We start from the raw sequence: 18586 nt of genomic DNA on the forward strand, positions 1-18586 counted from the left end.
GGTGTCGGATGCTGGGTAAACTCCAAGGACAAGAGCAAGAAGACCTTTTCAATGATTTTGTGCGAGCTTTTGGGTTAGCAGGATTTCATAGTTTTGTTGATCGGCTGTGGAATCAACGCAATGCTATTTTCTGCATTAAAGTGTTTGCCCATTCCCACCAGTATAAGGATGATATTTTGCTGGTGCTGGCAAGTATTCGGAATAATAGATGGTTAAGATTGCACGTACGCGAACAAGCCCACACTTTTATTTCAGCCGTCTCTGGTAGCAAAGAGGAAGTTGAGGCGCGACGCAGCTTAATTGCGATCACAGACCTTATATGCGAGTTCGCTCAAGATGATGAAACACTTGAGACATTAGAGATGTATTTAGAATAAACGATTATGAATATAACCCGCTTCGGCGGGTTTTTTTATGCCTGCAAAACGGGCGAAACATACCCAAGGGGTGCATCAACGTGGCAGAAGAAAACGAAATCGACCTAGAAAACCCGGCAATCAAGGCCGCTATCGCGACTGCCGTTGAAGCCTCTGTTACCGGGCTGAAAACCAAGAATACAGAGCTGCTGGGAAAGCTGAAGGACACCTCCACCAAGCTAACCCAGTTCGAAACCCAGTTTGAAGGCATCGACATCGACGCCGTCAAAGGCTTGCTCAGTCGTGCCGGCCAGGACGAAGAAACCAAGCTGCTGACCGAGGGCAAGGTGGACGAGGTCTTCAACCGCCGCACCGAGCGCCTGCGCGGTGACTACGACAAGCAGTTGAAGACCGTCACAGCGCGGGCCGAGAAGGCCGAGGCATTCGCCGCCAAGTTCCAGGGCAAAGTCCTGGGCGATTCGGTGCGCGGTGCAGCGCTCAAAGCCGGCGCACTGCCGGAAGCAACCGACGACATCATCCTGCGCGCCAAAGGCGTGTTCTCGCTGGACGAAGAGGGTGAAGCGGTCGCCGTTGATGAATCCGGCCAGGTCATCCTCGGCAAAGACGGCAAGACCCCTCTGACCCCGCTCGAATGGGCGGAATCTCTGCGCGAAAGCGCACCTCATCTGTGGCCAAGGGCCTCAGGGACACAAGCCCCGGGCGGGGGTGGCGGCCAGGCTGCATTCAAGCGCTCCGAAATGACTGCCGAGCAAAAGCGCGACTACCAGCGCAAGCACGGCCAAACCGCATACCTGCAATTGCCCAAGTAAGGGGATTCACCCATGGCAACGACTGTGAACAGCGACCTGATCATCTACAACGATGAGGCGCAAACCGCATACCTGGAGCGTGTCCAGGACAACCTCGATGTGTTCAACGCATCGTCCAATGGCGCGATCGTGCTCGACAACGAGCTGATCGAAGGCGACTTCCGCAAGCGCTCCTTTTACAAGATCGGCGGCTCGTTGGAGCATCGCGACGTCAACTCCACCGGCAAGGTGACCGCGAAGAAGATCGGCGCGGGCGAAGCCGTTGGCGTCAAGGCACCTTGGAAGTACGGCCCGTACCAGACCACCGAAGAAGCGTTTAAGCGCCGTGGTCGTCCAGTCGATGAGTTCTCCCAGATCATCGGTGCCGACGTTGCCGACGCCACTCTGGAAGGCTTCATTCAGTACGCCACCGCCGCGCTGCGCGCCTCGATCAGCTCCAACGCTGACATGGTGGTTTCTGCAAACATCGAGACCGACGGCAAGAAGACCCTGACCCGCGGCATGCGCAAGTTCGGTGACAAGTTCGGCCGCATCGCGCTGTGGGTCATGCACTCCAGCGCTTACTTCGACATCGTGGACGATGCGATCGCGAACAAGGTCTACGAAGAGGCGGGTGTCGTCATCTACGGCGGCCTGCCAGGTACTCTCGGCAAGCCGGTGCTGGTCACCGATACCGCTCCCGCAGATGTGATCTTCGGTCTGCTGCCAAATGCTGTGGTGATCACTGAGTCGCAGGCGCCAGGATTCCGTTCGTACGCGGTGAACGACGAAGAGAACCTTGGTATCGGCTACCGCGCTGAAGGCACCGTCAACATCGATGTTCTCGGCTACAGCTGGAAGGAAACCGCGGGCGGCGCGAACCCTTCGCTTGCCGCTGTGGGTTCGGCTGCGAACTGGGTCAAGCATTCCAGCAGCAACAAAGTGACTGCTGGTGTGCTGATCACCCTGACTACCACGCCACCAGCCGGCGGCTAATACAGGCCCTGACAGCGGCCAGAACTGGCCGCTACGGAGACTTTTATGGAACTGGTTTACTCCACTCAGAATTCGGATTTCGATCCGGAAAAGCGGTACCGCAACCCGGCGCACTTTGATCGGCCTGAAGCGGGTGTGACACACGCAGTTGTGATTGGCGATTGGACGAAGGTGGTCGACGCTTATGAGGCGCTTGGCGTTGAGGTCTCGGTGACGAAGCCTTTGATCAGCGAGCCGGTTGATTTAGGCGGCGCTGCGGTCATTGCCAGCCTTGAGCAGGACAACGCCACGCTGCGCGCCGAGCGCGACGGCGTCCTGCGACTAATCGAAGCCGCTGAGGGGCAATCGGAGCTGGAACACCCGGGCGCCGGCGAACTGCCGATCCGCTTGTTCGGTGCGCTGAAAGCTATTCATGAAGGTTTCGAAACCCTCACGGATGAACGTGACAACCTGGCGGGCGAGGTTGAATCTCTCCGCGCTGAATTAGCACGCTTCAAGGCGGAAGCTGAACCGATCGACAATGCCGAGAGGATCGCAAGCCTCAAGGCGCAGCTCGACACTGCCAAAGTGCCGTATCGGGCGAACGCTTCGGTAGAATCGCTAGAAAAGGCAGTTGCTGATCTGCAGCAGGCGTAATCATCCGGGTGCCCGTCAACGCGGCGCCCGATCCAGAACACAACAGCGAGCTGATTCATGACTCTCATCATCGAGGACGGTACCGGCAAGCCTGACGCCGAGAGCTACGCATCCGCCGAAGACCTAGCCATGTACGCCGTGCAGTTCGGCGTGGTCATCCCCGCAGATGTGCCAGCACAGGAAGCCCTGTTGCGCCGAGCCGCGCTGGCAATGGATGGCATGACGTGGAAAGGGCGAAAGTCCAACAGCGAGCAGGCCCTGTCCTGGCCGCGCCGCGGTGTCGAGCTTGATTACGAATTCAAGCCCGACAACTACCTACCTGCGCGGATCCAGTACGGCCAAATGGCGCTGGCGGCCGAAATCCATACCGACGACGTCGATCCGATCGAGAAACGCAAAGGCGCGGTAACGCTGGAGCGAGTCGAAGGTGCGGTGACGCGCGAGTACGCGACTATCCCAAACACCAGCGGCCGACTACTGCCGGCGGCGCCGGATCGACCGAGCGCCACGCAGTTTGCGGATTATCTGTCACGACGTGGTCTGTTCGCCGTTCGCGCTTGATCAAGCGTAGGCTAGGACTTCCATTGATAAGGAGTTCGTCATGTCTGCAGAGCATCGAGTTAATTCAAAGAATTCAGATCAGGATGAAAAGGACGCTTGGGATTCATATGCAAGCGCGGCGCTTAATGCACTGATCATCAAAGGTGGAAGCACAGGTAACCCAGCACTTGTAGCGGCTGACTTCGCGAATATGATGCTTGATGAGCGGCGAAAAGCATTTCCAGAAAAAAAGAGCTCAGCAAGTTCACAACCTCTACGCATGTAAATTACTGAAGCCGAGGCTTTTACTTCTAGATTTGGAGCCACCATGGCCTTTTACGACGAAATGGCCGTGATGGCTCTGGAGATGATTGCAGAGTTCGGCCAACCCGTGACCATCAGCAAGACGGAGCCTGGCGAGTACGACCCTGAGACCGGTGGCGAGTCACCGGGCGCCACCATTGAACAGACCGCCCAAGGCATCCTGCTCGACTTCACCGGCCAAGAATTCCAGAACAACAGCCTCATCAAGCAGGGCGACAAGAAACTGAAGATCGCCGCGCAGGGGCTGGAATGGGTTCCGGATCTGCTGAACGAAGTGATCATCCAAGGACGCACCTGGTCAATTGTGCCGCCGCTGAAAGAGGTGAATCCCGCCGGGACGCCGATCCTTTATGAGTTGCAGGTGCGGTCGTGAGCCGGGCGGGTGCCGGCCAGTCCGGTAGCTTTGCGCTGAGCCTTGCCGAGTTTGCAGCCCAGACCAGCGAAGCCATCGACGCGAGTGTGCGCGAGATCATCATCGAGGTCGGCAATAGCCTGATCCGCATGTCTCCCGTGGGTAACCCGGAGATCTGGGCGCAGAACGCTGTATCGACCCAGTACAACAAGGCTGTCGACGACCACAACAGCGCGCTGCGCAGCGATCCGACCAACCTCACCAAGGGCGGCAGGCTCAAGAAAGGCCGCAAGCTCAACGACGGCATGGACATCAAGGCGCCCGAAGGCTACGTCGGCGGCCGGTTCCGCGCGAACTGGCACATATCTCTCGGCGTGGTCGAGAGCGTCACCTTCGACGAGGTTGACCCGAGCGGCGCCGAGACTACCGCGGCGCTGGTAGCAGCAATGAGCGACTTCACCGCCGGCCAGATGGCCTACATCATCAACAACTTGCCCTACGCGATTCCGCTGGAGTTCGGTCATTCCACCCAAGCTCCCGGCGGCATGGTTCGGGTAACCGTGGCCCGCTTCCAGCAGATCGTGCAGGAGGCCATCAGGAACAATCAGGTATGAGTCACGCACGCGCCCGTCAGGCCATCGAAACGAAGCTGGCCGCATGGTCGGCTGCGCGTCCAATACGAGTGGCCTACTCAAATCAGCCTTTCACGCCAAATCCATCTGAAACCTATCTGCGAGCTTTCCAGCTTCCAGCCAGCACCACTTGCCGTTACCTCGGCGGGGACGCATACGAGTACACCGGCGTCTATCAGATCAGCATCGTCTGTCCGTCGGCCCAGGCCATGACCACCGCAGAGACACTTGTTGAAGAGCTGACGCAGCTCTTTCGAGTAGACACGCCACTGGCCCGCAACGGGTTCGATGGCCTCATCACTGAACCAGTAGATCAGGGGCCAACTATCACTGAGTCCGCGACCTATACGGTCCCGGCCAGCTTCACCTACGCAGGTGTCGCAGACCAACCGCCCGCTGGGGCATAACCTACCGCCGTCAGGCGGGCACTCAAGAGGAAACAAACCATGGCCGCACGCTTCCCGCTGCCGAACGGCGCTGTGCTGGAGATCGCCAGCGTTATGGGATCCGCCGTCGCTTTCACTGCTTTGACCAATGCGAAACCGCCGATTGCTGCCTCTGTAGGGCACGACATTGAAAACGGCGACGTTTTGCTAATCAACTCCGGTTGGGCGCTGATCAATGACCGCGCAGTAAAGGCGTCTGGCGTTACCGCCGATGCTTTTGCGTTGGCCGGTCTCAATACCACCAACACCGACAAGTTCACTGTCGATGCAGGTTCTGGTTCAGTGATCCCGGTATCCGGATGGACACAGATCTCGAAAGTCACTTCTTTCACATCCTCCGGCGGCGAGCAGCAATACCAAACTGTCGGCTACCTGGAAGATGACGACGACAAGCAGTTCCCAACCAACCGCAACCCGACCACGATCACTATCGTGGTGGAGGATCAGCCGACCGCTCAATACGTCGAGACTGTCGAAGGCTTCGATGACACCAAAGAGCTGGCCGTCGTGCGCATGAAGTTGCGCAACGGCGATCAGATCCTCTATCCGGGTTATGTGAGCATCACTCCTGATCCGACGATGGAGCGCAACAACGTCATGACCCGAACCATCAGCATCGGGCTTTCGGCACGCTCGCTCCGCTACTTGGCCGGCGCATAAGGATTTCCCATGGCAAAGATAAGTATCGCTCAAAACCCTACATTCAAAGCCATCGTGCACATTCCAATCGTCGGGTGCGAGCCCGAAGCAATCGAGTTCACCTTCAAGTATCGCGATCGCCCGGCACTCGCCGCGCTGTTCGACGAGTGGAACCTGAAGGCAAAGGAGATGCGCGAGGGATTCGGCGAGGGCACCACGCTGTCGGATGTCGTTGCTGTCGAGACCGAGTATCAAGTGCAGCAGATCAAAGATCTGGTCGCGGGATGGGGCTTTGATGACAAGTTCGACGACAAGAGCATCCTCGCCCTTGTGAAGTCATGCCAGGGGACTGCTGAAGCGGTGGTGAATGCCTATCAGAGCGCGTTCAATCAGGCCCGCTTGGGAAACTGAGGGCGGCCGCCGCGGCGTTGTACGAAAGTGGACCATCTGCTGAGCAGTTGGCAATCCTCGGGCTGACGGCTGCCGATTTGTCCGGTGACGATGTAGAGGTCTGGCCATGCAACTGGCCAGCCTTTCTCCTGTTCAATCGAATGTCCACGCAGTGGCGGGTCGGCACCGGTGGCCCGATCGGTCTCGATTACAACTGCATTCGCGACGTCGCCGGTTTCCTCGCAATCAAGAAAAAGAAACTCGCTGAAATCTTTCCTGACCTGCAGGTGCTGGAAGGCGAAGCCCTGCGCGTCATGGCGGAGGAAAGGGAAAACAGCCCGTAATCACGGGCACTTATTCAAGGTGAGTCGATGAACATTGCAGAACTCGGCGTCAAGATCGACTCGGCCGATGCGATCGAGGCCAAAACGAGCCTGGATGAGATGGCGAAGGCCGGCGGCCGGGCCGAGCAGTCCGCCGTTTCGCTGATGAATGAAATGCAGGCGCTGGAGAAGTCGCTTTCCACCAGCGCAAAGACCACGCAGGACCTTGCCAAACAACGTGATGCGCTGGCGAAGTTGACCAAAACAGGCGCCTATGGCGAGGCTGAGGCCGCGAAGATCTCGGCGCAGCTCGACAAGCAGCAGGTAGCTCTGGCCAAGTCGACCATGGATGAGCAGAAGGCACTGAACAGCCTGTTGGGCGCCATTGACCCGGCCCGCGCCGCGCTGGCGAAGCTGGATACTCAGGTCGAGCAACTGGGCAAACATCTGGATGCCGGCCGGATCAGCCAGGACGAGTACAACACCGCCCTGAGCAAGATCGATAAGGACTACGACAAACTCAACAGAACTACCACCGGTTTCGACAAACTGCGACTTGGCACGCGCCAGGCACAGGAAAACGTCGTGCAACTGGGGAATGCGCTGTCTTCGGGAGACTGGGGTAGCGGCGTTCGCGCAGTCGCACAACTGGGCGCTGGTGCGGGTGAGGGTGCGGCGGGTCTGCTGGCCATTCTCGGCCCGCTGGCGCTGGCCACCGCCGCGGTGGGTGGGCTGGCATACGCTTTCTACAAGGGCAGTGAGGAGCAGGACAGCTACAACAAATCGCTGATCCTGACGGGTAACTATGCTGGCGTCAGCGCTGGCAAGCTTGGCGACATGGCGCGCCAGGTTAGCGCCACAGTTGGCACCACCGGCCAAGCCGCTGAGGTACTGGCTCTGCTGGCCGACAACGGAAAGATCGCCGGCGAGAGCTTCACCGGAATCACCCAAGCCGCCGTGTCGATGCAGGAAGCGACAGGCAAGGCAGTGAGCGAGACAGTTGCCGAGTTTGCCAAGCTCGCTGACGACCCGGTCAAGGCGTCTGCCGCGCTGAATGAGCAGTACCACTACCTGACCGCTTCGGTTTACTCGCAGATCACCGCGCTGGAGAAGCAGGGCGACCATGCAGGCGCCGTGAAGCTGGCCACCGAGTCGTTCGCTGATGCAATCAACGAGCGCACGCCGCGAATCCTCGAGAATCTGAGTTTCTGGGAGAAGGGCTATAACGCCGTTGCTCGGGCTGCTGATGGATTGAAGAATATCGGGCGCAGCGATATCGGTGCCGATATCGAGCAAGCCCAGCGCGACTTGGCGAGCGCTCAGGCAGGCAATGTCGGCCTGTTCCAGAACAAACAGGAGATGATTGATCTCTACCAGAATCGTCTCAACATGCTGGAGGATCAGAAGGCTGCCGAAGCCGATATCGCCAAATGGCAAGGAGAGCAGGCGAAAGCTCAGGGCGATGCCGTCTCCTCAATGGCGAAGGTAGACGCACTCACCAAGTCAGCGTGGACGAATGAGCAAAAACGTACCGACGCGATCAAGGAATACAAGCGGCAGCTCGAAGACATCCGCAAGGTCGCACCCAACGACCCACGCCTGAATCAAGCCGCGATCGACAAGAACCTGGCGAACATCAACGACCAGTTCAAGGATTCGAAAGCAGCCGGGTCGCAGGTTGATCTGACCAGTTTCAACAACGCCAAGAACAACCTTGCAGCCATCAGCGAAGAGTACAAAAACGCCCAGAAGGAACTGGACGCAGCACAGAAGGCCGGACTCGTTTCTCAAGCCGACTATGCCCTGAAGCGCGAAGCGCTGATCGGTAACGAGCGCGACGAGGTGACCGCAGCCTACGAGGCTGAGATCGCAGCGCTGGAATCTGCCAAGGCGAAAAAAACCACCTCTGCTGCGCAAGGCATCCAGCTTGACCAGAAGATCGCCGACGCGCGCGCGGGGATGGTCAAAACGCAGAAGGACGCGGACAGCCAGCTCGAGGTACTGGCCACGAATGAAACCGGCCGCCTTGCCCGGCAAGAGCGGGCGATCACGACCTACGTTCAGGCGTTGGCTCAGCAGCAGCGCGCACTGGAGCTGGCAGGGCAGCGCGCAGTGCTTGGCGTCGGACAAGGCGATCGCCAGAACGCGCTCAACAATGAGCTGAATAGCCAGCAGGATCGGTTCGCTCAGCAATCACTGGAACTGGCAAACCAGAAGTCCGATCCGTCGCGGAATATGTCGGAGGAGGAGTTCGCCCGTAAGTCGCAGGCTCTCGCCGATGCGAACAAGGCCGCAACCGATCAGATCCGGCAGAACTACGCCGATGTGGAGAAAGCTCAAGGGGACTGGACCAAGGGCGCAACGTCGGCTTGGACCAATTACCTGGACTCGGCGAGCAATATCGCCGGCCAGACAAAGACCCTGTTCGGCAACGCTTTCAGCTCGATGGAAGACGCGGTCGTCAACTTCGCCATGACAGGGAAGTTGTCGTTCGCCGACTTCACCAAGTCGATTCTGGCGGACATGGCACGGATCGCGACCCGCCAGGCCAGTTCTGCGTTGCTGAGCAGCCTCGTCGGTGCTGCCACCAGCTACTTCACTGGCGGTGGTGGCGGTAATGGGCTGGCGGCTGGCTCAGCAGGTGCAACGTCGTCGAATCTCGGCGCGTCCTCGGCGGGTTATTCCAGCAGCTACTTCCCGCAGGCGCTCGGTGGTGCCTGGTCATCGGGAGTGCAAATGTTCGCCAACGGCGGCGCTTTCACCAACAGCATCGTCAGCGCGCCGACCGCCTTCGGGATGGCCGGCGGCGGGGCGGGTGTCATGGGGGAGGCGGGGCCGGAGGCGATCATGCCGCTGACCAGGACCTCCAGCGGAAAGCTTGGGGTTATCGCTGCCGGTGGCGGCTCCGGAACTTCGATCAGTATCAACGCGCCGGTGACGGTGATGACGCAGGATCGCAGCTCCGAAGGGATGCAGATCGACCAGCAGGCCCTGTCGAAAAACCTTCAGTCGCAAATGCGGGCGGTGGCCGAAAAAGCCGTCGCCGACTCTTGGTGCCCGGGCGGTACCAGCTTCCGAAACGCAAATGGGAGGGCCTGATGGCCATCGAGAAATTCACATGGCCAACCGGGCGCGGGGAAACACCCGATATCAACTATCGGGTGCGCTCCTCCAAGTTCGGCAATGGCTACGCCCAAAATGTCGGCGACGGACCAAACAACAAGGAGGACTCCTACCCGATTACCTGCGTCGGCCACAAAGTCAGGGTGCAGCAGATCATGGCGTTCCTCGATAGGCACGCCGGGGCAAAGGCGTTTCTCTGGACAACGCCGCTCGGCGAACTCGGACTGTTCACCTGCAAAAATCCCGCTCCCACACCAATGGGCGGCGGAGTCTTCAAACTCACCGCCACGTTCGAGCGGGCATTCCAACCATAAGGGGCAATCATGCCGCTGATCAGTGACATCCAGGTGCTTGAGCCTGGCAGCGAAGTGCTGCTCTTTGAATTGGACGGCACGGACTATGGCGCGGACGTGCTGCGCTTCCACGGGCACGCGATTCCGCACACGTCGGCCGAGCTGATCGCTGCCGGCGACAATGCAGACCAACTGCCGGCAAAGGCGATCTACTGGCAGGGCAACGAGTACAGCGCTTGGCCCATGCAGATCGACGGCATCGAGGCGAATGGCGACGGCACGGCGGTTCGGCCCACTCTGTCTGTGGGCAACGTTAACGGGCGTATCACCGCGCTCTGTCTGGCATTCGAAGACCTGCTTGAGTTCAAGCTGACGATGCGGAACACGCTCGGCAGCTACCTCGACGCTGTCAACTTTCCGGCCGGCAACCCGACGGCCGACCCAACCCAAGAGACGATCGAAGTCTGGTACATCGACCAGAAGACGAACGAGGACGGGGAGACGGTCAGCTGGGAGCTGGCCAGCCCGGGCGACGTGGGCAATGAGTCAATTGGCCGACAGGCCACGACACTGTGCCACTGGTGCCTCACCGGTGGTTACAGAGGGCCGAACTGTAGCTACACCGGCCCGTACGTGACCAAGGACGGCGTTGTCACCGACAACCCGGAACTGGACGAATGCGACGCCACTCTGGGTAAGGGCTGCACCCCGCGGTTCGGTGAGGGAAACCCGCTGCCGTTCGGTGGATTTCCCGCAGTTTCTCTTATTGCGAGGAGTTGACCATGCGTAAGCACATCTTGAACGCGATCCAAGCGCATGCCGAGCAGTGTTATCCCGAGGAGTCGTGCGGGCTTCTGCTGGCGATCGGTCGGAAGCAGCAGTACTTCCACTGCATCAATGTCTCTACCGAGCCGAACGAAGAGTTTCGAATCGATCCTGACCAGTACGCAGCGGCCGAGGACATCGGCGAGGTGATCGGCGTGGTGCATTCGCATCCGGATGCCACCAGCCGCCCGTCACCGCGCGACCTGGCCATGTGCGAGGCCACCGCATTACCCTGGCACATCCTGAGCTGGCCCGAAGGCGATCTTCGAACGGTCATACCGTCCGGCGAGGTGCCGCTACTGAAGCGGCCTTTCGTGCACGGCGCATGGGACTGCTGGCAGGTCTGCGCGGACTGGTACAAGCGCGAGTGGGGGCTGGAGTTCGAGGCGTTCAAACGCGCCGATGGCTGGTGGGAAAGCAAGGACAACACCAGCCTCTACGAAGCGAACTACGAGGCAGCCGGCTTCTACCGCGTCGACCAGCCGCAGCGCGGCGACATGATCGTGATGGAAGTGGGGCGCACGGTTTTCCCGAACCACGCCGGGATCTTTCTCGGCCCCGACCCGGCGTTGCCCGGCGAGGACGCAGCGACTTTCGGCCCCGGGCCATTCCTGCTGCACCATCTGTACGGCAGACCGTCAGAAGTCATTGTTTTCGGTGGGCCGTGGCTTGATCGAACCCGCATAATCCTAAGAAATAAAGGCTTGGTTAACAGTTATAAAATGTGACAGTGAGAGCGATGATTTTGAGATTAGTCACTCGCTTGGATTTTTGTGGCGAAGCGTCCAGTGTCGCATCGCGTTTAGTGATGGTAGATTACGTCGCAAGATGGAGGGAAGTTCATGGTTGTTGCGCAGCCGAAGACGAAGGCAGCTGAGCTCGCAGAGCGGGTGAACGCTATGTGGTCGAAGCTAGTCGAAACTGGCGTATTAGATGATTTCGATTGGCACTCTCTGCGTCGTGAGCTTGAAAAATCTGAAAAAAACCCGGAGCTAAGGTCTGACTCCTATCTCTTAAGGGCAGTTGTTTATAGTTTTAAGCAAGATATTGATAGCGTTGAACGAATGCTGAACTTACATGCCGGTGTCTTGGGTAAGACGTGGAATTGGTATGCCGTAAGGGCAGGAATTGGACCATCTATTAGCAACCTTTCATATGTGCTGGAGATGCTTTCTTTTGGTTATCCGAAAGACAATCCAACAGACTTGGTACGAGTGCTGGAGCCGGTCACCCAATTTGGGCTATTCAGCACGGCGAAAAATGTAGTAGCTCAATTTCATAAAATTGGTATTGCTGATGTGCAGCCTTTGACATCTGCTAACGTTGCCTACGCAATTGCAGCTGCTAATTACTTTGAAGCTCATGGGGTTGATGAGCGCGAGGTCGCTCTTCGAATTAAGTGCGCATCCGAAATAGTCAGAAAACATTTTACAAGACTCAAAAACTTCCGACTGACAGCAAACGAGTGGGGCGTCTCATTCGAATACATTGTTGATGCGGAGATAGAATATCTTATTGATGTTGACTGGGAAATTACCGAGGCATTGTGCGTTATGTTTGATGATCCTCTTTCCGAGCATGTGACAATAGGGACGACTCCCGAAGATAAGGAGCTGTAATTGGCCGTTACAGATCAGGACTTTATGTTGTACGCAACGTTAGAGCTAGAAAGGGGCGTCGATGACGAGATCCTTCTTCGAAATGTCGGCAGCCGTGCCTATTACTCAGCTTTTCATCGAGCTCGTAGACTGCTCAGAGAGAAAAATCTAGCCGTTGTGCAGGCACAAGATGCTGGCTCTCATAAAAGCATTACAGACACAATCGCTACTATTAGTCCAAAGGCAAAAGCTGTCGCGGTAATTCTGAATAAGTTAAAACGGTACAGATGCAACTGCGATTATGACTTGGGGATGCAAATAGGGAGGCCTGAAACGCAGAAGCATCTCGCTGAAGTTATTAGGATAGTAGGGGTGATGGATAGAATCTGAAAGACTAAATAATGTATTTTTATTTTTCTAGGTTTAAAACCATATCTGTTTCTTCTGTTTAATTTTTGAAGCGTTAAATCGCCCGTATTTCACCGGAGTAACCGCATGAAATTGATCGTAGGTGCGTTAGCAGTAGCGCTGTTGGCGGGGTGTGCGACTTCGCCAGTGCCTTCAGGAAAGGCGGACCCTGTGCCGAGCTCGCGATTGTTCGCATATCAGAAGCCGGCTTCCGATGACGCTGTCTTGATCGTTACCCGTGATTCCGGCTTTGTTGGTAGTGGCTGCAATACTTCCGTGAGTATCGACGGGCGAAAAGCTGCCGAGATTGGTGCTGGTGAAACCGCAAAGTTCTACGTTGCCGCCGGTGAGCACATAGTCGGCGCATCATCATGCGGTAGCGGGCTGAAAGAGCGGGAAGCCAACATAAAGGCTGGTGCCACCAAGAAATTCAGGATATCCATCGACTCATCAATGAGCATGGACTTATCACCCACTATGCAATGACAACGCCGCCTACGGGCGGTTTTTTTATGACCGGAGAAAGCAGTGGCAGCGACGGCAAGCAACAACCCAGCCATGACAACCATTCTTCTTTCAGGCCCGCTTATCAATCTTTTTGGTCGTGTCCATTGCCGAGAGCTTGGCAGCAAGTCAGTGGGTGAGGCATTCAAAGCGCTGAAGTGCACGATCGAAGGATTCGAAGGCGCTATTAAAGATCTTGAGCGCAAAGGGATGCGTTTTGCGATTTTCAGAAACCGGAAAAACGTAGCTGAAAAAGATTTCGGCCTTGGCGGAACCCAAGAGATTCGCATCGTCCCAGTCATTTCCGGAAGCAAGCGCGCAGGCCTTCTTCAAACGATCATTGGCGCGGTTCTGGTTGTCGCTGGTTCGTACTTTGGGCAGACCTGGGCTGTGCAGCTTGGCGTCGGGCTGGTCGCGGGCGGTGTCATTCAAATGCTCAGCCCTCAAGCCTCAGGGCTTAAGCAAAGCGCATCACCCGAAAACGCCCCGTCCTATGCCTTCGGCAGCGCCAAGAACACCACGGCCAGCGGCAACCCGGTACCGATCTGCATCGGCGAGCGCCGGTGGGGTGGGATGATCATCTCAGCCTCGATCCTGGCTGAAGATAAGGTGTGAGCAGACAGCAGCAGAGCAATTGCCCATAAGTCTCTTTTTAAAGCCTAGGCGCTACAACGCACGAGCTTCTGCTGCTTAGCCAAAAAATCAATCCTCGATCAGGAACTCGTCATATTCGCCTGCTGCGAGCGCGTCTTCATCGTACTCGTAGCCGAGTGCTTCTATTTTCTTGCGCTTTTTGTACAGGCCTAGCTCCTGACGAGCATGGCTCACGGCTTGCTCCTTAATAAAGTCCTCCCATCCACTGAAAACTGGATACTCGTTAAAAACCAAAAGGGCATCCAGTTTTTTGTGCAGGGATTCCATCGTCATTTCTTTTTTGGCTAGAGCTGAACTCTCAGCGAAGAGCATAAATTGTTCAGATAGCAAATGAAGACGGTACAGCTCTTCATTGCTTAGATAATTTTTCCCTGTCTTTGCCTCTTCCAAAGTTGGAACGTCGCCCCTGACTGATTGCATGCCCATGTTGTCGGCCATATGGCTGGCTCGGTCCAGTATCAATTTGGAGCTGGTCATTCCAGTGATGGCGTGGTGAAATTTATCTTGCAGTAATGCGTAAAAATTTCTGACTTGCTTTGAGTTTGCGTCGTAGTCGGATGAGCAGATTTTGAAGCACTCACGAACCTTGGCATAGATCTGCTTCTCCTCGTTCCGAAGAGCGCGGACAGCGGCCGCTAACTTGTTTAGCTTTTCGGGAGACTCACGCAGAGCCTTCTCGTTGATTACGTAGCCTTGCTCGATATAGGTTCTAAGCGTTTGGGTTGCCCATTGGCGAAATTTCACTGCTTGTTTGGCGTTGACGCGATACCCAATGGAGATGATCGCATCAAGGTTGTAGTGCTTTATTGTCCTCTGTACGTGCCGTGCGCCTTCCAATCGAACTACCGAGAAATCCTCGGTAGTTGCCGATTCGACAAGTTCGCCATCAGAAAAAATATTTTTGGCGTGTATCCCGACGTTGTCAGCGGTAGTGCCAAATAGATCCGCAACGTTCTGGGCGGTCGCCCAAATCGACTGATCATCCTGAGCAAACCTGAGCGCCACGTGAAGCGCATCGTCAGTAAACATTACCGAGTTACCTGGCTCGCCTGCGTCAACTTCTCTTGACATCGTGTGCTCCTGAATTGATGGGGTTACCTACCAGTGTGCCAGCAAACTATTACCTCTTGCCCGCTCAATGCGGGCTTTTTTATGCCTGGAGGAACGCATGGGCGCAGCAGCACAGATCGATATCCATGGCGAAAAGGGCGGCAGCAGCAAGCCGAAGTCACCGACTGAAGCCAGCGACAGCCTACGCTCGACCAACCTTGCAAAACTGCTGATCGCCGTGGGTGAGGGCGAGTTCGACAGCGTCCCGACCGATTACGATATCTACTTGGACAACACACCGATCCGCGATGCCAGCGGCAACTACAACTTCCCGAACGTGAAGTGGGACTGGCGCCCGGGATCGGTGGATCAGACTTACATCCCGGGCATTCCATCCGTGGAGAACGAGACGTCGTTGAACATTGAGCTGCGCAGCGATTCGGCGTGGGTGCGCTCGATCACCAACACTCAGCTATCCGCCGTGCGCATGCGGTTGGCCTGGCCAGCGCTGCAACGGTCTGATGACCAGGGCAACGTCGGCGGCTACCGCATCGAATACACAATCGACGTGGCCACCGATGGAGGGGCTTATCAGCAGGTGCTGGTGGACGGGGTCGACGGCAAGACCACTTCGCACTACGAGCGCTCGCGCCGCATCGATCTGCCTGACGCCACCACTGGCTGGCAGATCCGTGTGCGCCGCCTGACGCCGAACCAGAACACCAACAAGATCGCCGATACCATGCTGGTGGCCGGTTACACCGAAGTCATCGACGCCAAGCTGCGCTACCCGAACACCGCGCTGCTCTACATCGAATTCGACGCCGAGCAGTTCACAAACATCCCGGCCGTCACTGTGAAGTGCAAGGCTCGCCGCTGGATGGTGCCGAGCAACTACGACCCGATTCTGCGCACCTACACCGGGACGTGGGACGGCTCGATGAAATCGGCCTGGACCAATAACCCGGCGTGGATCACCTACGGTATCTGCACTGGAGAACGCTTCGGCCTGGGTAAGCGCATCAAGCCGTTCATGGTAGACAAGTGGGAGCTGTACCGCATCGCTCAGTATTGCGATCAGCTTGTGCCGAACGGGCTGGGCGGTCAGGAGCCGCGCTTCCTCTGCGACATGAACCTGCAGGGTAAGGCTGACGCCTGGTCGCTGCTGCGCGATATCTCGGCGATTTATCGGGGCATGACATACTGGGCACAGGGTCAACTGGTGATGCAGGCCGACATGCCGCGCGCGCAGGACTTCGACTACGTCTTCACCCGGGCCAATGTCATCGACGGCAAATTCTCGTATGGCAGCGCCTCGGCGAAGACCCGGTACACCCGGGCGCTGGTGAGCTACGACAATCCGGCGAACAACTACGACACCGACGTTATTCCGTTCGCCGACCTGGATCTGCAACGCCGCTACGGCGACCGCCCGACCGAACTGAGCGCCATTGGCTGCACACGCGCTTCCGAGGCCCAGCGCAGGGGGAAGTGGGCGATCTTGAGCAATAACCAAGACCGCACCGTGTCGTTCAAGACCGGCATGGAGGGCGTTATCCCACTGCCTGGGCACATCATCCCTGTAGCTGACTCGTTGCTGGCGGGCCGTGAAGTCGGCGGCCGGATCTCGGCGGTGGCAGGGCGGGTGATCACGCTCGATCGTGACACCCAGGCCAAGGCCGGTGATCGTCTGATCATCAACCTGCCGGGCGGACGCGCCGAAGGTCGCACCGTGCAGAGCGTCAACGGCCGCGCCGTGACCGTCACGGTTGCCTACAGCGAACCGCCGGTGGCGCAGTTGCAATGGGCGCTCGATGCCGATGACCTGGCAATCCCGTTGTACCGAGTGCTGCGCACCAAGCGCACCACCGAGGGCGACTACGAAATCAGCGCGCTCCAGTTCGAGCCGAGCAAATTCGCATTCATCGACACCGGCGCACGCCTGGAAGAACGCCCGATCAGTGTGATCCCGATCACCGTTGTTCCGGCGCCTACGAGCGTTACGCTGTCGTCGACTTCATCGGTTGTTCAGGGTCTGGCCGTGGCCACCATGACGATCACCTGGCCGGCCGTGGATGGCGCGGTCGGATATGACATCGAATGGCGCAAGGACAGCGGCAACTGGATCAAGCTGCAGCGCACCGGCATGACCAACGTGGACGTGGTCGGCATCTACGCCGGTGCCTATGTGGCCCGGGTGCGCGCGGTAAGCGCGTTCGACATTACGTCTCCGTGGCGCAACTCGATCCTGACTAACCTCAGCGGCAAGCAAGGGTTGCCGCCGGCGCTGGCTTACCTAAACGCTACACCGCTGTTGTTCGGCATCTATCTCAAGTGGGGCTTCCCTGCTGGCGCCGAGGACAGCCAGCGCACGGAGATCTGGTACGGGCCGACTACTGAACTGGATGCTGCGACCAAGCTGACAGACCTGGCCTATCCGCAGAGTGATTTCTCCATGCTCGGCCTGCGCGCCGGCGTGACCTTTTACTTCTGGGGCCGCGTCGTCGACAAGATCGGCAACATCGGGCCTTGGTATCCGATCGGCCTTGGCGTGCAGGGGCAATCCAGTTCTGAATCCAGTCCGATATTGGAGATGATCAAGGGAGAAATCGGCCGCACGGAATTGGGTCAGGACATAGTCGATGAGATCGACAAAATCCCGGGCTTGCAGGAGCAGATCGATGCGCTCGACGGCCTGAAAGGCTACAACCCCGATGACCCTTATGAAGAGTACGACCTGGTGGTGCAGGGCAAGCGGATCTACCAAGCCACCGGCCCGGTGCCGCTCAACATGCCACCACCGAACCCGCTCTACTGGCTCGATGTCGGGCAGACCGTTGAGACTGCGAACGGCCTTGCCCTGCAGGTGGCGACCAACACCGCCGAGATTATCGAACTCGACGGAGAGGTCACCGCGCAAGCAACCGCATTTCGGGCGCTGCAAGCTTCTTTCCGCGATGACAGCGGCGAAGGCGAGTTGGCGGATGCGTTGAAGGGGTGGTCAAGTACGGCAGCGATCGCAACTGAAGAAAAGGTCAGAGCTTCTGAAAATGAGGCGCAGGCTCAGCGCACCACAACATTGGACGCGAAAGTTGGAGATAACGCGGCCAACATCACAACCCTTGATCTGGTTGTGGCGACCAATCAGCAGGTCACTGCGCAGTCGATCACTCAGTTGAATACCAAGGTCGGCGAACAGCAGACGGCAATCGAACAGAACACGTCGATCGTGAATGACGTGAACGGGAGGATCGCTGCGAGCTGGTCGGTGAAGATGCAATACAACTCCGGTACCGGGCAGTACATCGCTGCCGGGATCGGGCTTGGCATCGAGAACGGTCCTGCGGGTCTTCAAAGTCAGTTCCTGGTCAGCGCCGACCGTTTCGCCATCGTCAACACCATTGCCGGCGGCGCCATCTCGGTTCCGTTTGCGGTGCAGGGCGGGCAGGTGTTCATGAACTCGGCGTTCATTCAGGACGCATCGATCGGAAACGCCAAGATCGGCTTCTTCATCCAGTCGGACAACTACATCGCCGGGGTGCAAGGATGGCGCATCGACAAGGCTGGTAACTTCGAGCTGAACAGCCCGCTGGGCGGTGGTGCTCGTCAGACCATCAACAACAACGGTGGCAAGGTGTTCGATGAGAACGGCGTGAAGCGTTATCAGTGGGGGAATTTAAAGGCATGA

General features: G+C 57.7%; 22 protein-coding genes. 21 read left to right on the top strand and 1 reads right to left on the bottom strand.

All coding sequences use genetic code 11. The annotated features are described in order from the left end of the window. Positions 1-8: 8 nt before the first annotated feature. From M5G26_RS11870 to M5G26_RS11965, 20 genes are all read left to right on the top strand, one after another. Complete coding sequence (locus M5G26_RS11870) at positions 9-377, top strand: hypothetical protein (protein WP_273915418.1); 369 nt, start codon at positions 9-11, stop codon at positions 375-377. Positions 378-457: 80 nt separating this feature from the next. Then, positions 458-1186, top strand: a complete 729-nt coding sequence (locus M5G26_RS11875) for a hypothetical protein (protein ID WP_273915419.1) — start codon at positions 458-460, stop codon at positions 1184-1186. A 12-nt stretch (positions 1187-1198) separates the two neighbouring features. Continuing rightward, entirely contained in the window at positions 1199-2161 is a 963-nt protein-coding gene (locus tag M5G26_RS11880; RefSeq protein ID WP_273915420.1) for a major capsid protein, read from the top strand. A 45-nt stretch (positions 2162-2206) separates the two neighbouring features. After that, the gene (locus tag M5G26_RS11885; RefSeq protein ID WP_273915421.1) at positions 2207-2797 is read left to right on the top strand and encodes a hypothetical protein; all 591 of its coding nucleotides are present in this window, start codon (positions 2207-2209) and stop codon (positions 2795-2797) included. Between the two features lie 57 nt (positions 2798-2854). Further along, positions 2855-3358, top strand: a complete 504-nt coding sequence (locus M5G26_RS11890; RefSeq protein WP_273915422.1) for a DnaT-like ssDNA-binding protein — start codon at positions 2855-2857, stop codon at positions 3356-3358. A 40-nt stretch (positions 3359-3398) separates the two neighbouring features. Next, on the top strand, positions 3399-3623 hold the full coding sequence (locus M5G26_RS11895) for a hypothetical protein (RefSeq protein ID WP_273915423.1): 225 nt from the start codon (positions 3399-3401) through the stop codon (positions 3621-3623). A 42-nt stretch (positions 3624-3665) separates the two neighbouring features. Continuing rightward, positions 3666-4034, top strand: a complete 369-nt coding sequence (locus M5G26_RS11900; protein ID WP_273915424.1) for a hypothetical protein — start codon at positions 3666-3668, stop codon at positions 4032-4034. Continuing rightward, on the top strand, positions 4031-4627 hold the full coding sequence (locus tag M5G26_RS11905) for a hypothetical protein (RefSeq protein WP_273915425.1): 597 nt from the start codon (positions 4031-4033) through the stop codon (positions 4625-4627). Before M5G26_RS11900 ends, M5G26_RS11905 begins: the two co-directional genes overlap by 4 nt. Next, entirely contained in the window at positions 4624-5052 is a 429-nt protein-coding gene (locus M5G26_RS11910; RefSeq protein ID WP_186615578.1) for a phage tail terminator-like protein, read from the top strand. Before M5G26_RS11905 ends, M5G26_RS11910 begins: the two co-directional genes overlap by 4 nt. Positions 5053-5091: 39 nt before the next feature. Further along, positions 5092-5751 carry a phage tail protein gene (locus M5G26_RS11915; protein ID WP_273915426.1) on the top strand — a complete coding sequence of 220 codons (660 nt, stop codon included), beginning with the start codon at positions 5092-5094 and terminating at the stop codon, positions 5749-5751. 9 nt (positions 5752-5760) lie between these two features. Then, positions 5761-6141, top strand: coding sequence for a phage tail assembly chaperone (locus M5G26_RS11920; protein WP_273915427.1), 381 nt, complete (start codon positions 5761-5763; stop codon positions 6139-6141). Between the two features lie 53 nt (positions 6142-6194). Then, entirely contained in the window at positions 6195-6464 is a 270-nt protein-coding gene (locus M5G26_RS11925) for a DUF1799 domain-containing protein (protein ID WP_150729404.1), read from the top strand. A gap of 27 nt (positions 6465-6491) precedes the next feature. Further along, entirely contained in the window at positions 6492-9542 is a 3051-nt protein-coding gene (locus M5G26_RS11930; RefSeq protein WP_273915428.1) for a phage tail tape measure protein, read from the top strand. Then, entirely contained in the window at positions 9542-9880 is a 339-nt protein-coding gene (locus M5G26_RS11935) for a phage tail protein (RefSeq protein ID WP_273915429.1), read from the top strand. The genes M5G26_RS11930 and M5G26_RS11935 overlap by 1 nt, the downstream gene beginning before the upstream one ends. 9 nt (positions 9881-9889) lie before the next feature. Further along, positions 9890-10639 carry a phage minor tail protein L gene (locus tag M5G26_RS11940; RefSeq protein ID WP_273915430.1) on the top strand — a complete coding sequence of 250 codons (750 nt, stop codon included), beginning with the start codon at positions 9890-9892 and terminating at the stop codon, positions 10637-10639. A 2-nt stretch (positions 10640-10641) separates the two neighbouring features. After that, entirely contained in the window at positions 10642-11412 is a 771-nt protein-coding gene (locus M5G26_RS11945) for a C40 family peptidase (protein ID WP_273915431.1), read from the top strand. A 114-nt stretch (positions 11413-11526) separates the two neighbouring features. Further along, the gene (locus M5G26_RS11950) at positions 11527-12303 is read left to right on the top strand and encodes a hypothetical protein (protein ID WP_273915432.1); all 777 of its coding nucleotides are present in this window, start codon (positions 11527-11529) and stop codon (positions 12301-12303) included. Further along, complete coding sequence (locus tag M5G26_RS11955; protein WP_273915433.1) at positions 12304-12672, top strand: hypothetical protein; 369 nt, start codon at positions 12304-12306, stop codon at positions 12670-12672. Between the two features lie 105 nt (positions 12673-12777). Then, a complete protein-coding gene (locus M5G26_RS11960) occupies positions 12778-13176 on the top strand; it encodes a hypothetical protein (protein WP_273915434.1) in 399 nt (132 codons plus the stop codon). Between the two features lie 72 nt (positions 13177-13248). Beyond that, entirely contained in the window at positions 13249-13809 is a 561-nt protein-coding gene (locus M5G26_RS11965) for a tail assembly protein (RefSeq protein WP_443218388.1), read from the top strand. 87 nt (positions 13810-13896) lie between these two features. Here the strand turns inward: M5G26_RS11965 and rhuM are convergent, their stop codons facing one another. Then, entirely contained in the window at positions 13897-14919 is a 1023-nt protein-coding gene (rhuM, locus tag M5G26_RS11970; RefSeq protein WP_273915436.1) for a RhuM family protein, read from the bottom strand. A 97-nt stretch (positions 14920-15016) separates the two neighbouring features. Here rhuM and M5G26_RS11975 point away from each other — a divergent pair, with 97 nt between their 5' ends. Then, entirely contained in the window at positions 15017-18586 is a 3570-nt protein-coding gene (locus tag M5G26_RS11975) for a host specificity protein J (protein ID WP_273915437.1), read from the top strand.

It is taken from the genome of Pseudomonas sp. TNT2022 ID642, assembly GCF_028656995.1.
In the GTDB taxonomy this organism is placed as follows: Bacteria; Pseudomonadota; Gammaproteobacteria; order Pseudomonadales; family Pseudomonadaceae; genus Aquipseudomonas.

What these genes read in the sequence shown, in the direction of transcription:
- M5G26_RS11895 (WP_273915423.1), top strand. Translation starts at nt 3,399, where the DNA reads ATGTCTGCAGAGCATCGAGTTAATTCAAAGAATTCAGATCAGGATGAA.
- M5G26_RS11900 (WP_273915424.1), top strand. Translation starts at nt 3,666, where the DNA reads ATGGCCTTTTACGACGAAATGGCCGTGATGGCTCTGGAGATGATTGCA.
- M5G26_RS11975 (WP_273915437.1), top strand. Translation starts at nt 15,017, where the DNA reads ATGGGCGCAGCAGCACAGATCGATATCCATGGCGAAAAGGGCGGCAGC.
- M5G26_RS11960 (WP_273915434.1), top strand. Translation starts at nt 12,778, where the DNA reads ATGAAATTGATCGTAGGTGCGTTAGCAGTAGCGCTGTTGGCGGGGTGT.
- M5G26_RS11930 (WP_273915428.1), top strand. Translation starts at nt 6,492, where the DNA reads ATGAACATTGCAGAACTCGGCGTCAAGATCGACTCGGCCGATGCGATC.
- M5G26_RS11885 (WP_273915421.1), top strand. Translation starts at nt 2,207, where the DNA reads ATGGAACTGGTTTACTCCACTCAGAATTCGGATTTCGATCCGGAAAAG.
- M5G26_RS11910 (WP_186615578.1), top strand. Translation starts at nt 4,624, where the DNA reads ATGAGTCACGCACGCGCCCGTCAGGCCATCGAAACGAAGCTGGCCGCA.
- rhuM (WP_273915436.1), bottom strand. Translation starts at nt 14,919, where the DNA reads ATGTCAAGAGAAGTTGACGCAGGCGAGCCAGGTAACTCGGTAATGTTT.
- M5G26_RS11920 (WP_273915427.1), top strand. Translation starts at nt 5,761, where the DNA reads ATGGCAAAGATAAGTATCGCTCAAAACCCTACATTCAAAGCCATCGTG.
- M5G26_RS11965 (WP_443218388.1), top strand. Translation starts at nt 13,249, where the DNA reads ATGACAACCATTCTTCTTTCAGGCCCGCTTATCAATCTTTTTGGTCGT.
- M5G26_RS11945 (WP_273915431.1), top strand. Translation starts at nt 10,642, where the DNA reads ATGCGTAAGCACATCTTGAACGCGATCCAAGCGCATGCCGAGCAGTGT.
- M5G26_RS11880 (WP_273915420.1), top strand. Translation starts at nt 1,199, where the DNA reads ATGGCAACGACTGTGAACAGCGACCTGATCATCTACAACGATGAGGCG.
- M5G26_RS11935 (WP_273915429.1), top strand. Translation starts at nt 9,542, where the DNA reads ATGGCCATCGAGAAATTCACATGGCCAACCGGGCGCGGGGAAACACCC.
- M5G26_RS11870 (WP_273915418.1), top strand. Translation starts at nt 9, where the DNA reads ATGCTGGGTAAACTCCAAGGACAAGAGCAAGAAGACCTTTTCAATGAT.
- M5G26_RS11915 (WP_273915426.1), top strand. Translation starts at nt 5,092, where the DNA reads ATGGCCGCACGCTTCCCGCTGCCGAACGGCGCTGTGCTGGAGATCGCC.
- M5G26_RS11940 (WP_273915430.1), top strand. Translation starts at nt 9,890, where the DNA reads ATGCCGCTGATCAGTGACATCCAGGTGCTTGAGCCTGGCAGCGAAGTG.
- M5G26_RS11950 (WP_273915432.1), top strand. Translation starts at nt 11,527, where the DNA reads ATGGTTGTTGCGCAGCCGAAGACGAAGGCAGCTGAGCTCGCAGAGCGG.
- M5G26_RS11890 (WP_273915422.1), top strand. Translation starts at nt 2,855, where the DNA reads ATGACTCTCATCATCGAGGACGGTACCGGCAAGCCTGACGCCGAGAGC.